At 65.8% G+C, this 14,020-nt stretch carries 11 protein-coding genes and 1 tRNA gene; 8 read left to right on the forward strand and 4 right to left on the reverse strand.

Features of this window, described 5'->3' with window-relative positions:
- From IE88_RS0113290 to IE88_RS18860, 5 genes are all read left to right on the forward strand, one after another.
- On the forward strand, nt 1–1,005 hold a 1,005-nt coding region (locus IE88_RS0113290; protein ID WP_036767326.1), incomplete at its 5' end, for an FGGY family carbohydrate kinase.
- A gap of 28 nt (nt 1,006–1,033) precedes the next feature.
- On the forward strand, nt 1,034–2,350 hold the full coding sequence (locus tag IE88_RS0113295; protein WP_162178348.1) for a serine hydrolase domain-containing protein: 1,317 nt from the start codon (nt 1,034–1,036) through the stop codon (nt 2,348–2,350).
- A 9-nt stretch (nt 2,351–2,359) separates the two neighbouring features.
- Nucleotides 2,360–4,015 carry a DUF1593 domain-containing protein gene (locus IE88_RS0113300; RefSeq protein WP_156032599.1) on the forward strand — a complete coding sequence of 552 codons (1,656 nt, stop codon included), beginning with the start codon at nt 2,360–2,362 and terminating at the stop codon, nt 4,013–4,015.
- 40 nt (nt 4,016–4,055) lie between these two features.
- Nucleotides 4,056–5,654, forward strand: a complete 1,599-nt coding sequence (locus IE88_RS0113305) for a carboxylesterase/lipase family protein (protein ID WP_156032600.1) — start codon at nt 4,056–4,058, stop codon at nt 5,652–5,654.
- Nucleotides 5,655–5,894: 240 nt separating this feature from the next.
- Nucleotides 5,895–8,564, forward strand: coding sequence for a TonB-dependent receptor domain-containing protein (locus IE88_RS18860; protein ID WP_081871675.1), 2,670 nt, complete (start codon nt 5,895–5,897; stop codon nt 8,562–8,564).
- A 261-nt stretch (nt 8,565–8,825) separates the two neighbouring features.
- Here the strand turns inward: IE88_RS18860 and IE88_RS0113315 are convergent, their stop codons facing one another.
- Both IE88_RS0113315 and IE88_RS0113320 read right to left on the reverse strand, forming a co-directional pair.
- The gene (locus IE88_RS0113315) at nt 8,826–9,074 is read right to left on the reverse strand and encodes a tautomerase family protein (protein ID WP_031555265.1); all 249 of its coding nucleotides are present in this window, start codon (nt 9,072–9,074) and stop codon (nt 8,826–8,828) included.
- 3 nt (nt 9,075–9,077) lie between these two features.
- Nucleotides 9,078–9,494, reverse strand: coding sequence for a (R)-mandelonitrile lyase (locus IE88_RS0113320; RefSeq protein ID WP_031555267.1), 417 nt, complete (start codon nt 9,492–9,494; stop codon nt 9,078–9,080).
- A gap of 208 nt (nt 9,495–9,702) precedes the next feature.
- On the opposite strand from IE88_RS0113320, the gene IE88_RS0113325 reads away from it, so the two are divergent.
- Nucleotides 9,703–10,611: a LysR family transcriptional regulator gene (locus tag IE88_RS0113325; protein ID WP_031555269.1), complete on the forward strand. Its 909-nt coding sequence runs from the start codon at nt 9,703–9,705 to the stop codon at nt 10,609–10,611.
- Between the two features lie 147 nt (nt 10,612–10,758).
- Here the strand turns inward: IE88_RS0113325 and IE88_RS0113330 are convergent.
- Nucleotides 10,759–10,835 (reverse strand) — tRNA-Arg (locus IE88_RS0113330).
- Between the two features lie 108 nt (nt 10,836–10,943).
- Between IE88_RS0113330 and der the strand changes: the two genes are divergently transcribed.
- Entirely contained in the window at nt 10,944–12,311 is a 1,368-nt protein-coding gene (der, locus tag IE88_RS0113335; protein ID WP_031555271.1) for a ribosome biogenesis GTPase Der, read from the forward strand.
- Nucleotides 12,312–12,320: 9 nt separating this feature from the next.
- On the opposite strand, the gene IE88_RS0113340 is transcribed toward der, so the two are convergent.
- On the reverse strand, nt 12,321–13,460 hold the full coding sequence (locus IE88_RS0113340; RefSeq protein WP_202900509.1) for a M14 family metallopeptidase: 1,140 nt from the start codon (nt 13,458–13,460) through the stop codon (nt 12,321–12,323).
- Between the two features lie 115 nt (nt 13,461–13,575).
- Here IE88_RS0113340 and IE88_RS0113345 point away from each other — a divergent pair, with 115 nt between their 5' ends.
- Entirely contained in the window at nt 13,576–13,989 is a 414-nt protein-coding gene (locus tag IE88_RS0113345; protein WP_031555274.1) for an NADH:ubiquinone oxidoreductase subunit NDUFA12, read from the forward strand.
- Nucleotides 13,990–14,020 lie beyond the last annotated feature (31 nt).

The raw sequence follows: 14,020 nt of genomic DNA on the forward strand, positions 1-14,020 counted from the left end.
GTCGATAGCTGGCTCGTCTACAAGCTGACGGGCGGGCGCCATGTCACGGACCACAGCAATGCGGCCCGGACGCAGCTCTACGCGCTCGACGAGGCGGACTGGAGCGACGAGCTCCTCGAAATATTCGGTGTGCCCCGGAAGGTGCTTCCGGAGATCCTGTCGTCCGATGCCGACTTCGGAGAGACGGCTCCCGGCCTTCCCGTGCCGGCGGGCGTGCCGATCCGCGCGGTGATGGGCGATTCTCATGCCGCCCTGTTCGGCCATGGGATCGAACGGCCGGGCGAGGCGAAGGTGACCTGCGGAACCGGCTCGTCCCTGATGATGCTGACGGAGGAGCGGACCCCCTCTCTCCGCGGCCTGTCGAGCACGGTGGCGTGGTGCCGCGCTGGTCGCCTCTCTTACGCCCTCGAAGGCAATATCACCGTTTCGGGGCAGACGATCGCCTTTGTCCGCCGCCTTCTCGGCATCGCATCGGAGCGCGAGCTCGAGGCGCTTGCCCAGACCGTTCCTGGCAGCGGCGGCGTCCGGCTGGTGCCGGCCCTCGCCGGCCTGGGCGCGCCCTATTGGGATACCGATGCGCGCGGAATGATCAGCGGCATGGATCACTCCACAATGCCGGCTCATCTCGCCCGGGCCGCCTATGAGGCTGTCGCGCTCCAGATCCGCGATGTCTTCTCGGCGATGGAAGCGGATAGCGGGCGGCGCGTTCCCTTTCTTTCGGTCGATGGGGGCGCTGCCGCCAGCGACTTCCTCATGGAGCTTCTGGCCGGCCTCCTCGATCGCCCCGTGCACCGCATGGAGCGAACGGAGGTCAGCGCGCTCGGCGTCGCGCGCATGGCCGGGGAAGGGGCCGGGCTCGCCATGCCTCCTGCCGGGGCGGGTGCGGTCACCGCGTTCAAACCGGCAATGGCGGCCAGCGTGCGCGAGGCCGTCGTGAAGGAATGGGATGAAGCCGTGCAGCGCGCGCGCTTCGATCCGGGAAGAGGCGCTCGCGCAGCACGATAACGAAGCCGACCCGCAAGGATGGGGGCTCATGGGAGGAACGATGGCGAAGATATCCAAGCTGAGCGGTGTTGCGGGGCTCGCCTGCTTTCTCGGCGGCGGCGCGCTTGCGCAGGATCTCCTCACGCCCCCCGAGATCACCGACGCGCTCCAGTTCGCCGAGCCCAGGCTCCAGAACGGCGCAGTCAACGCGGTGTTCCAAAAAGCGATCGACGAGAAGCAGATCCCGGGCGCGGTCTCGGTCGCGTTCGACGGCGAAATGCTCGTCCACGCCTCTGCGCTCGGCGATCGCGACCTCGCCACGCAGAGCCCGGCCGAGCTCGACACGATCTTCCGCGCCTATTCCATGACCAAGCCGGTGACGGCAGTGGCCATGATGATCCTCCATGAGGAAGGCGCTTGGTCGCCGGACGATCCGGTCACCAAGTTCATTCCCGAACTCGAAGGACTGGAGGTCGTCGAACGGATCGGCGCTGATGGGACGCCCGTTCTCACCGACGCCGCGCGGCCGCCGACGATCGAGGAACTCCTCACCCACACCGCCGGGTTTTCCTATGGATTCGCCGATACCTATGTCGACAGGCGCTACCAGGAGGCCGACCTCTTCGATGCCGCCGGTGCGGATGACTTCGTTTCGCGCCTCGCTTCGCTGCCCCTGGCCTACCAGCCGGGCACCGAATGGCGGTACAGCGTCGCGATGGACGTCCAGGGCGTCCTCATCGAGCGGATGAGCGGCATGAGCCTCGGCGATTTCATGCAGGCGCGCATCTTCGGCCCGCTCGGCATGGAAGATACGGGATTCTCCGTGCCCGAAGGCAAGCGCGACCGGCTGGCGACGCTTTACGCCTATGAGGACGGCCTCGTGCCCGCGCAGGGCGGCACTTTCGGGAGCGACGTCTTCGAGGAGCCTGGCTTCGCTTCGGGCGGCGCAGGCCTCCTGACGACCGCGATCGATTATTCCCGCTTCGCCCGGATGCTTCTGAGCGACGGAGCGCTCGACGGCGTGAGGATCCTCGCGCCGCAATCAGTCGGCGCGATCATGCAGAACCACCTGCCGCCGGAAATCCTCGAAGGCGGCTTCGGCATCGGCATCCACCGCATCGGGCCGGGCTATGGCTTCGGCTATAACGGCGTGGTCGTGACCGACCCCGAGGAAGCCGGCGTGCCGCTCGGGGAGGGAAGCTATCTCTGGGACGGCGCGGCGGCCACGTTCTTCTGGGTCGATCCCGAGAACGACGTCGTCTTCGTGGCCATGCTCCAGCGCTTCCTGACGGACGACTTCCCGCCATTGCAGCGGGAGGCGCAAGCAATGGTCCAGCGCTTCTTCGGCGGCGGCGAAGAGGACTGAGCGCGAACCGTGACCGGAACTTCCCATACGGACCGCGAGGCAATGGCGGCGAAGCGAGGAAACATGAAGCTGACCAATCCGCTCATGGCGACGGCGGCGCTCCTGATGGTCCCCGGCTGCACCGCCGCCATGGACCAGGGCGATGCGCCCGCATCGGAGGGAGAGGCGCAGGGTCCCAAACCGCGCGTCGTCGTCACGACCGATCCGGAACTCGACGACCTCAACTCCTTGATCCGCTATCTCCTCTACCTGCCGGATGTCGAGACGGAGGCGATCGTCTATGCCAGCAGCCAGTATCACTGGCGCGGCGACGGCGAGGGTACGCAATGGTTCATGCCCTATGGCGAGTACCGGCGCTTCGGCCTCGAACTCTGCCCCTGCACCTCGTGGCGGTGGGCCGAGGGCGAGCAGTTCATAGACGACGCCATCGACGCCTATGCGGAGAGCTACCCGAACCTCGTCGTCCACGACGCGGAATATCCGGCGCCGCAGGACGTTCGCGCTCTCGTCAAATGGGGGAACGTCTCCTTCGACGGCGACCTTTCCTCGGATACGGAAGGCTCGGATGCGATTCGGGCCCTGCTTCTGGACGACGATCCCGCGCCGCTCCACCTGCATGTCTTCGGCGGCGGGAACACCATCGCGCGCGCCCTGCTTTCGATCCAGGAAGACTATCGCGGCACGGATGAGTGGCCGGAAATCTACACGAAGGTCGCCCGCAAGGCGATCATCCGCGCTTCGGGCGATCAGGACTTCACGATCGGCGCCTATATCGAGAAGTTCTGGCCCGACATCGAGATCCGCGACGCCGTCGATCCCGTTCCCCTGTCCTACAACGCCTATGCGCGGGTCAGCCTGGAGGACGCGGTCTATTACGGCCCGGAATGGACGCGGGAGAACATCACCAGCCAAGGGCCCCTCGGCGCTCTTTATAGGACCTGGGGCGACGGGCGGCAGATGGTGCCGGGCGACCGCACCGACTATTTCGGCGAAACGGGCAAGACCGCCGATGAGCTGAGGGCCGAGGGCTTTACGGTCTGGGCGCCGGTGCAGCCGCAGGGCACGTTCATCAGCGAAGGCGACACGCCGACCTATCTCAACCTGATCGCCAACGGCCTGCGCGGATATCAGCAGGGCGGCCTCGGCGGATGGGGCGGCTTCTTCCCTCTGCCGGCGGTGCGCGAGGAGTACATCTCCAACACCGATTTCGCGGCGCTGCTCCAGGAATCGCCGGAGCGGCTGAAGACCCATCCCTTCGCGGCCGCCGCGCAGAACGACTTCGCCGCAAGGCTGCGATGGTCGGTGACGAGCGATTATGCGGACGCGAACCATCATCCGGTCCTCGCGCCCGGTCAGCCTTTCGACCGGAGCGTTACCCCAGGGGAGACCGTCTCGCTGGACGTGGCCGTGTCCGATCCTGACGGCGACCCCGTCGAGGTCGATTGGTGGCAGTGGGAAGATGCCGGCACCTATCTCGGCCCCGTCACGCTCGCCACCGACGGCACTGCCGCGACGGTGACCATACCGGAAGACGCCGCTCCCGGGGAAACGATCCACGTCATCGCCGAAGCCTCCGACGACAGGGAGCTCGAGCTCACGACCTACGGCCACTTCGTGCTGCGCGTTGCGCAGGAGCCGGGAACAGACCGCCGGCCTCTTCGTTGAGGACGCCGGAAACCAGGAAGATCGGGAGAAAGGGAACGCCGTGAAGAAGACGTTGATGCTCGGGGGCGCTGCCCTCGGAATGAGCCTGATGACGACGGGATCCGTCGGCGCCATGGAGCCGGATCCCAATCCCCCCGGCCTCGAGCCCACTCCCGTCGTTGAAACCGCGAGCGGTCCTGTCCGGGGCCGCATTCAGGACGGCGTCGCCGCTTTCAAGGGCATCCGCTACGGCGCCGCCCCCGTCGGCGAGCGCCGGTTCCTGCCGCCCGCAGATCCCGAAATCTGGAGCGAAGTGTTCCAGGCGGACATGTTCGGCAATGCCTGCATCCAGTCGGACGGTCAGCCGGACATGCCCTCCTATGAGACGCATAGCGAGGATTGCCTCTTCCTGAACGTCTGGTCGCCCGACCTGTCGGGCGACAAGCCCGTCATGGTGTGGCTTCACGGCGGCGGCTTCACGAGCGGCGCGGCCGTCAGGCCGACTTATTGGGGAGAGGATCTCGCCCGGGAGGACGTGGTCGTCGTCTCCTTGAATCACCGGCTGAACGTGTTCGGTTACACGCAGCTGCCCGAAAGCTGGGGCGCCGAATACGAATCGTCCGGCCTCTCGGGCATGCTCGACATCGTGCAGGCGCTCGAATGGGTGCAGGCGAATATCGAGCAGTTCGGCGGCGATCCGGACAATGTCACGATCTTCGGCGAGAGCGGCGGCGGCGCGAAGGTGTCGCTGCTCCTCGGCATGCCGGGCGCGAAGGGCCTGTTCGACAAGGCCATCATCCAGAGCGGGGCGGCGCTCGATGCCGCTCCCCACGACTATGCGGCCGCGCTCGGCGGCGCCTTGATGGACCGGCTGGAAGTCGCGCCCGGGAATGTCGAGCAGCTCGCCGCGCTCGACACTCAGGCCATTTTCGAAGCGCAAGCGGCCGCGGCGGAGGATGTCCGCGACCTTCAACCCGACGGCTTCCTCAGCGGCGGCTTCGTTCCGAATGTGGACGGAAAGGTCCTGCCGCGCGGACCGTTCACGCCGGAGGCATCCCCTCTGGCCGCCGACATCCCGCTGCTGATCGGGACGAACAAGGACGAGAACACGCTGTTCCTCGCCTTCGACCCCGGCTTCGGCGCGATCACGATGGAGGACTTCGAAGCCGAAGTCCGCAAGCGCTACCCGGAATCGGCGGACGAGGTCATCGAGACCTTCAAAGCGACTTACCCGGACTATGAACCGCCATATCTGATGGCGGCCCTGGATACGGCCGACTGGTTCTGGCTCAACACGCTCAAGCTCGCCGACCGCAAGCTGGAGCAGGACCCGCCCGTCTATGTCTACAGGATGGATTGGGGGCACAACTTCCTCAAAGCCGCGCACGCCCTGGAGTTGTCGTTCGTCTTCGGGACGTTCGACTATATCCGGGACTTTGTCGGGCCGGGGGAGGGGCCGGCGAGGATGACCGAGCAGATGCAGCCGGCCTGGGCGGCATTCGCCCATACAGGCGATCCCAACCATGCCGGCATTCCCGACTGGCCGGCGTACAATGTCGACACACGCCCGACCATGATCTTCAACCTCGACTCCGAAGTTCAGCAGGACCCTTTCGGAGAGTTGCGAGAAGTTCTGCTTGGAGCCGAGGACGAAGGGTAGCTCGGCCGCGCGATCCCGGCTCGCCGCGAGGCGCTAAAGGCGTGAATGGAAGGAGGGAACGCCCTCCTTCCAGTCCTTCATGCTGCCCGACCGCAGGAGGTCAGAAGTTTCGAACGAAAGTTTATTTGCATAGAGAGCTTGCATTAAGTTTCGTTTCGTGGACTCATCACGGTGCGGCGAACGAACAAAAAAGGCTGCCGCGGGGCTGCGGGAAGGCGGCTCACGCCATCGGAGGGAACCATGACCGGAAGAATGATGAAGCGTCTGGCGCTAGCCTCGGCGAGTCTCGCCGCGCTTGCGGCGCCGTGCAGCGCGTTCGGGATGACAGGCGCGTCCGCCGCGCAGGACCAGGCCTCAGAGGAAGAGCGCGATGCGCTCTCCGATCAGGAAGACGTCATCGTCGTCCAGGGCGTCGCCACCGGCACCTCCATCCGCGGCATCGCGCCGGTCGGCACCAACGTTCTGGCGATCGACGATTCCGCTATCGAGGCGACCGGGGCGACGAACACAAACGAGCTGCTCGCGACCGTGCCGCAGCTTGCGAGCTTCAGCGAGCTGCCCGCGCCCTCCGCCAGCTTCGGCCAGCCGATCGCGTCCAACAATATCCGGGACCTCGGAGCTTCGGGGGGAACGACGACGCTCATCCTCCTCAACGGCCATCGCGTGGTGGGATCGGGCATCCTGCAGACCTATGTCGATCCGACGATCATTCCCCCGGGGCTGATCGAGCGGGTCGAGGTCATCCCCGATGGCGGCTCATCCGTCTACGGATCGGATGCCATCGGCGGCGTGATCAACTTCATCACTCTCGACCGCTATGACGGCTTCGCCCTCAATGCGCGCTACGGCGTCGCCGACGATTACGAGACCACGGAGATCAACTCGACGCTGGGCACGGATTGGGACACGGGATCGGCCGCAATCTCCTACGCCTATGCCTGGCACTCGAACATCCAGGGGCGCGACCGCGACTACGTCACGAACGATTACCGTCCGAATGGCGGCATCGACAACCGGTCGATCGCCTGCGCTGAGCCGAACATCACCGTGGGCGGCGTCACCTATGCCGCGCCCGATTATGCTCCGGGCACGCAGAACCGCTGCGACCTGTCGGACTTCGCGGACATCTATCCCGAAGAGACGCGGCATACCGTCTTCGGCACCTTCGAGCAGGACATGGCCGAAGGCCTGACCTTCAATTTGACCTCGTACTATTCGCTGCGGGAGACGGACCTCCTGACGCAGCCGCTGACGACCAACGGCACCATCACCTCCGCCAATCCGTTCTTCATGCCGATCGGTGACGAAACCTCGCAGTCCGTCGCCTTCAACTACGTGCCGGTCTTCGGCGATGACGGGACGTCGAACCCGTCGCGCTTCGCCTCCTACGGCATCACCCCGACGCTGACTTATGACTTCGACAGCGGTTGGCAGGTCCGCCTGACCGCCAATGCCGGCCGCAGCACGAACGAGACGAACGAACAGGGAATCAACAATGTGGCGGTGGCGAACGCGCTTTCCGCAACGGACCGGGACAGCGCGCTGAACCCGTATGATCTCGAGCAGACCAATCCGGCGGTGCTGGCGCAGATTCGGAATTACACGAACTACGCCTATGCCGATCAGGAGCTGGCCGAGGGGCGGGTCGCGCTCGACGGCCCCCTGATGGAGGCGCCGGGCGGGGAAGTGCGCGTCGCGCTCGGGGCCGAGTACCGCTATGAAGGGATCGACGCCGAGATCCAGTTCGGGCCGGGCGGCAATGCTGTCAGGGCGTCGCGCCACATTGCTTCCGCCTTCGCCGAGGCGGTGGTGCCGCTCGTGAGCAGTCAGAACGCCATTCCCGGTATCTACGGATTGGACCTCACCGCTTCCGCCCGATACGACGATTACAGCGATGTCGGCGACACGACCAATCCCAAGATCGGCTTCAACTATCAGCCTGTCGACTGGATCACCGTCCGCGGCAATTGGGGCTCGTCGTTCCACGCGCCGAGCCTTGCCGATACCAATGGCGCGGTCGACGCGCGGGTGACATCGGCGCCCTTCGTGTTCAACCTGCCCGCAGGCTACGATCCCGCCAACCGGGCGCGGCCGATCCTCTACATATCGGGAGGCAATACCGACCTCGAGCCGGAGGAAGCGGATACGTGGTCGATCGGCACGGATTTCGAGCCGCAATTCCTGCCGGGCCTGAGGGCGAGCTTCACCTATTACAACATCGATTTCGACAACCAGATCTCCGTGAACACGGGCGGCTTCTTCGGCGGGCCGGGATTTTATACCCAGCCGGAGAACGCGCCCTTCTTCCTCCTGGAGCCTACGCTGGAAGAGGCCATCGCCTATACGGACGGCCTGCGGGCGGACAATTTCCCGTCGCTCGAAAGCTTCTTCACGGCGAATGATCCCTTCGCCATCTACGATCTCAGGCGTTACAACCGGGGCGGGGTCCAGCTCGACGGGATCGATTTCCAGATCGGCTATAACCGGGATACCGATTTCGGTGCGGTCTTCGCCAATTTCGGCGGAACCTACACGCTCGGACGCGAGACCCGGGAGTCGGCGAGCGCCGATCCCGTCGACAATCTCGAAAACGGCTACACCGACTTCAACTCGGTCACGATCGTCGGGGCCGAAATCGGTCCTCTGACGTCCTCGGTCACCTGGACCCATGCCGGCGGCTATCCGATCTTGGGAGATCCGTCTCAGGACGAGGTGGGCTCGTTCGACCTTCTCGACCTTTATTTCAAGCTGGATCTCGAGCGGATGGATCTGGCCGAAGGCGCAGCCCTCACTCTCAACGTCGAGAATATCTTCGACGAGGACCCGCCCTATCGCAATGCCGACAGCGGCTACACCAATGGCGGAACGTTCGGCCGGCTCTTCACGCTCGGCCTTCGCTACGAGTTTTGAGTTGAGCATACCTCTCTGTGCTACAACTCCCCTGGGAGCGCCTCACCGCGCTCCCTTTTTTCATGCGTCGGGATGAGCCGCTGAGAGAGCGAACCCGCTCCGCCCCACGCGATGCCGATGAGCGCTTCGGTAAGCGCTCCTATGAAGGCTTCGGGATGGTCTTCGACCCGCAAGTTTCAGGCGGGATGCACTTCGCTCGCGCGCATCATCGCGAATCCCCGCGATGACGTCCCTGAGCTGATAGGGCGAGCCGGGAAGATGTCAGCTCTGACCGGGCTTCGGTTTCGGCACGTAGCCCGGCTCTTTTACGAGCGTGTCCCACTTGGCGAGGATATCCGGCTCGACAACGCGGTCGGTCCATCGCTCGGCCGGAATTTCCTCGAAACCGACCGAGACGGCATCCCGGCCATAGCCCAGGATCTCCGTCACCTGCCGGACGATCGCCTCCGACAGGGCGGTCTTCTGCTCCTTGGGCTTGCCGGGCCAGAGCTTCACGACGACATGCGGCATGCTTCAGTCCGTCTTCGCCGCGGCAGAGAGATATTCCTCGTCGGTGACCTTCTCGCCCCAGACGACATTCGTGCCGTCGAGCGCTTCCTGGATTGCGATATGGGTCATCGCGGCATCGGGCGTGGCGCCGTGCCAGTGCTTCTTGTCCCTGGGGCAGAGCAGCACGTCGCCCTCATGGAATTCGAGCTTCTCGCCGCCCTCGACCTGCGTCCAGCCCACGCCCTCGGTCACGATCAGCGTCTGGCCGAGCGGATGGCTGTGCCATGCCGTCCTGGCACCGGGTTCGAAGGAGACGATGGCGCCGGTGACGCGGGAGGGATCCTCGCGGGAGAAATTGGCCCGGATCGTCGCCTTGCCGGTGAAATAGTCCTCCGGCCCTTCGACCACATCCTGTTCGGCCTCACGGAGTATTTCGGTCATGGCTTGTCCTTCCTCGAGATTCTGGCTCATCGGAATGAGGCCGATCAAAGCGGTCGCGAGCGCGATAGGCATGGGGACCTCCATCAGGTTGCGATCGGAAGGTAGGCCCAAGTGCGGCTTCGAATAGCGGCGCGCTGCGCGATGAACCGGTGAGCCGCGCTCAGTAATCGGCTAGGAGCGCTCGAACGCACGCATTCCGGAGGCCTTCATGCCGCTTGAGCGATCCGATCTCGGCAACCTGCTCTACTTCATGGCGGTCGCGAAGCATCGCAGCTTTCGGCGGGCTTCGACGGAATGCGGGGTCAGCGCATCGGCGCTCAGCCACGCGATGAGCGGTCTCGAGGGGCGGCTGGGGGTCCGCCTCCTCAACCGCACGACGCGCAGCGTGACCGTGACGGCGGCGGGCGAGGAGCTGCTCGCCGCGATCGACCGCCCGATCGAGGGTCTGGAGCGGGCGGTCGAAAACCTCAATCGCTACCGGGACACTCCGTCGGGACGCATCCGGCTGAACGTCATGGAGGATGCGGCGACGCTCCTCCTCGCGCCCGTGCTGCCGGTCTTCGCCGAGCGCTATCCCGATGTCGAAGTCGATGTCAGCGTCACCAATCGCCTCGTCGACGTGATCGCCGAGGGATATGACGCTGGCATCCGCTATGCGGGCACCGTGCCCGAGGACATGATCGGACGTCCTCTGTCGACACCGCTGCGCTGGATGGCGGCGGCCGCGCCGAGCTATCTCGAACGGGCCGGGGCGCCTTCCCATCCGCACGATCTGCGCGAGCATCGCTGCATCCGCATCAAGCTCGGCAATGACGCGATCTATGACTGGGAGTTCGAGCGGGGCGAGGCGGCGCTGAGCGTGGAAACCCCCGGGCAGCTGACGATCGACACGAGCGCCATGATGCTGGATCTCGGCCTGTCCGGCGCCGGCATCGTCTATGGCACCGAGCGGCTGCTCGCGCCGCATCTGCGCAGCGGCGCCCTGGTGCCGGTGCTGGAGGAGTGGGCCTCCATGGGGCCGGGCTTCCAGGCCTATTATCCGGGGCGTCGCCATCTCCCCCCGGGGCTGCGCCTCCTGATCGATCTCATTCGCGAGATGAAGCCCTGCGGGCTCTGACCCTTTCGCCTGCGCCGAGCGAGCCGGCGCCGCCGCCTGACGAGAGCACTCGCGGAACACCAGTCACATGTGTGACTGGCTCGAGAGCCGAGATCAGTCACGAGGTTCTTTGCGCGACAGCAGAAACGCCGCAAAATCCGAGCTTTATGGTGACCCCTGCAGGACTCGAACCTGCTACCTACAGATTAGGAATCTGTCGCTCTATCCTGATGAGCTAAGGGGCCGCCCCGCCGCATGGGCGCCGTGCCCTCGTAGCGGGCGAAGCGGCCGGCTGTCCACTGTCCGGCATGAGGCGAGATGACAAGGCGTCGTCTGCGGTGTAGCGGGCGCTCATGTCTCTTCGCGTCGCCATCGTCGGCCGTCCCAATGTCGGCAAGTCCACCCTGTTCAACCGCCTCGCCGGGCAGAAGCTCGCTCTGGTGGACGACATGCCCGGCCTCACGCGCGACCGGCGCGAGCACGAGATCCGGTTCGGCGATTTCGAGCTGACGCTGATCGACACGGCCGGGCTCGAGGACGCGGCGGAGGGTGCGCTCGAAGCGCGGATGCGCAAGGGCACGGAGCAGGCGATCGCGCTCGCGGATCTGACCTTGTTCCTGGTCGACGCGCGCGCCGGCATCACCGCTTTCGACGAGGAGCTGGCCCAGATCCTCCGCAGCGGCGCGAAGCCCGTCATCCTGGTCGCGAACAAGACCGAGGGGCGGGGGCTCGAGGGCTTCTACGAGGCCTATCGCCTCGGCCTCGGCGAGCCCGTGGCGATCTCCGCCGAACACGGGGAGGGCATGGCCGACCTCTACGAGGCCATCCGTCCCCATGCCGAAGGCAAGGCGGAGGCCGAGGAGACCGAGGCCTATGAATGGGACGATCCGCTCAAGCCCCTCCGGGTGGCCGTGGTGGGGCGGCCCAATGCCGGCAAATCCACCCTGATCAACCAGATCCTCAAGGAGGACCGCCTCCTGGTCGGGCCCGAAGCCGGGATCACCCGCGATTCGATCGGCGTCGAGTGGCAGTGGGAGGGGCCGGACCGGAACTGGCCGGTCAAGCTGTTCGACACGGCTGGCATGCGCAAACGCTCCCGCGTGCAGAACCGCGTCGAGAAGATGTCGGTCGCCGATACGATCCGGGCCATCCGCTTCGCCGAAGTGGTGGTCGTGATGATGGACGCCGCCACGCCATACGAGAAGCAGGACCTCCAGATCGCCGACCTCGCCGTGCGCGAGGGCAGGGCCGTCATCCTCGCGGTGAACAAGTGGGACCTGATCGAGGACCGCAGCGAGGCGGGCCTCGCTCTGCGCGAAGCGGCGGGGCGGCTTCTGCCGCAGCTTCCGGGCGTGCCGATCGTCACCCTGTCGGCCCTGACGGGCAAGGGCCTCAACAAGCTCATGCCCGCCATCACCAAGGTCTATCTGGACTGGAACGCGCAGGTGAAGACCTCGGCGCTCAATGAATGGCTGGCCGCGGCGACGCAGGCTCACCCGCCGCCCGCCGTGCGGGGGCGCCGCATCAAGATCCGCTACGTCGCGCAGATCAAGACGCGCCCGCCGACCTTCGTCGCCCACTGCCAGAGGGCCGAGGAAGTGCCCGACAGCTATCAGCGTTATCTCGTTAACAGCCTGCGCGACGCCTTCGAGATCCAGGCGGTTCCCATCCGCCTCTACCTGCGCAAGCAGGACAATCCCTATGCGGACCGGAAGCGCTAGCCTGTAAGGCTAGCGCACCTTGTCCACGACCGCATGCATCGCCGTGAGGCAGTCGCGCCCGAACTGGGCGCAGCGGTCAGAAGACCAGCCATAGGTCGGATCGGGTTTGATGGCGGCGTCCTTGAACGGCATCTCCAGCGTCATGCCGAGCGCGTCGAAACGCTGCGAGACCCAATTGGTCGCGATCTTGGGGTTCGCCTTGCCGGGGCCCGGGATGGGATAGCCCTCCTTGGTCTGGAAGGCGTCGCTCGCCTCCAGAAGCGCGTCCTGGAAAGCCTTCTGGAGGCCGGCGAGGCGGTCGCCCCAGCGCTCGATGCCCTCGGCGCCCGCGATGAAATTGTTCGCGATGGCCTCGTCTCCGTGGACGTCGAGGAAGAAGTCCACGCCCGTCTTCTCCATCATCTCGCGGACGAAGAAGACTTCGGGGCTTCCCTGCAGCGAAGGCTCCGCCCAGGCGCGGTTGAGGTCGGTTCCGGCCGCATTGGTGCGCAGATGCCCCCGCCGCGCGCCATCCGGGTTCATCAGGGGCACGACATAGAAAACCGCCTTGTCGAGAAGCGCGCGCGCCGCCGGATCGCGGTGATCGGTCAGGCGCCGCAGGAAGCCCTCCATCCACCAGCTGCCCATGGTCTCGCCGGGGTGCTGCCGCCCGATCACCCAGAAGGCCCGCTTGCCCTCACCGGGGGTGCCGATCCGCAGGAGGTCCATCGGATTGCCGTCGAGCGACTGGCCGCAGGGCAGATACTCGACCAGCGGGGAGCCGAGCGTATGCGCGATGAGGCGGTCGTGGCGATGCAGGTCGTAGGGCGCGAAATAGGCATACCAGAGCACGCCGGCGGGCGGCGTGTGCTCGATGATCAGCGTCCCGTCCTCATAGCGGGTCGGCACGCGCGTCCAGCGCTCGCCATCCGTGCTGACCACCGCCCGGTAGTTCTTCCAGCCGTCGACATAGGACGAGGTGCCCGCATTCTCGATCGTCATCTTCAGGGGCATGTCCTTCGCGCCGCTGACGCGGAAGTAGAACCACTGGAAATTCGGCGCGGCCGTGTCGGGCCGCATGGCGAGGCGGATATCGCCCGGCCGGTCGGCCGACAGGACTTCGACATTGCCGCTATCGGGCGGGGCGGTGATGAGAATCGGGTCTGACATGTCCCCGGACTTAGGCCGCGCGGGCGGTCTTGGCACGAGACAGAGCAGTCAAAACGCGGCGGCGGCGGGCACGATCATGCTGGACGGGGCGCCTGCTCTGTCGCATAAGCGCGGCATGTTCGGATTCATCAAACGCGCCGTTCTCTGGTGGCACTACGCGACGCTCGGGACGTCTCTGACGCTGCGGAACCGCAAGGCCCGCTTCGTCGGCGAGGACCAGCAGGGCAACAAGTACTACGAAGAAGGCGCGGAAGGCTCGGGCCCCTCCGGGCGGAAGCGGCGCTGGGTGATCTATCACGGCTTTGCCGAAGCCTCGCGGGTTCCGGCGGACTGGCATGGCTGGCTGCACCACATCTGGGAAGAGCCCCCGACGGTCGCCCCGCTGCCGATCAAGAAATTCGAGCGCCAGCACCTGCCCAACATGACCGGCACGCCGCTCGCCTATCGCCCCAAGGGCTCTCTCACCCGGATCGGCAGCGGCGCCGAGGTGAACGAGGATTACGAGGCCTGGACGCCTGAAAGCGTCTAGGCTCTCCTCTTCGGCGAACCGCAGAAGGGCA

Origin of the sequence: Parvularcula oceani (assembly GCF_000733125.1) — a bacterium.
Lineage (GTDB): Bacteria > Pseudomonadota > Alphaproteobacteria > Caulobacterales > Parvularculaceae > Parvularcula > Parvularcula oceani.

What these genes read in the sequence shown, in the direction of transcription:
- IE88_RS0113315 (WP_031555265.1), bottom strand. Translation starts at nt 9,074, where the DNA reads ATGCCGCATGTCGTCGTGAAGCTCTGGCCCGGCAAGCCCAAGGAGCAG.
- IE88_RS0113340 (WP_202900509.1), bottom strand. Translation starts at nt 13,460, where the DNA reads ATGTCAGACCCGATTCTCATCACCGCCCCGCCCGATAGCGGCAATGTC.
- IE88_RS0113325 (WP_031555269.1), top strand. Translation starts at nt 9,703, where the DNA reads ATGCCGCTTGAGCGATCCGATCTCGGCAACCTGCTCTACTTCATGGCG.
- IE88_RS0113345 (WP_031555274.1), top strand. Translation starts at nt 13,576, where the DNA reads ATGTTCGGATTCATCAAACGCGCCGTTCTCTGGTGGCACTACGCGACG.
- der (WP_031555271.1), top strand. Translation starts at nt 10,944, where the DNA reads ATGTCTCTTCGCGTCGCCATCGTCGGCCGTCCCAATGTCGGCAAGTCC.
- IE88_RS0113320 (WP_031555267.1), bottom strand. Translation starts at nt 9,494, where the DNA reads ATGACCGAAATACTCCGTGAGGCCGAACAGGATGTGGTCGAAGGGCCG.
- IE88_RS18860 (WP_081871675.1), top strand. Translation starts at nt 5,895, where the DNA reads ATGACCGGAAGAATGATGAAGCGTCTGGCGCTAGCCTCGGCGAGTCTC.
- IE88_RS0113295 (WP_162178348.1), top strand. Translation starts at nt 1,034, where the DNA reads ATGGGAGGAACGATGGCGAAGATATCCAAGCTGAGCGGTGTTGCGGGG.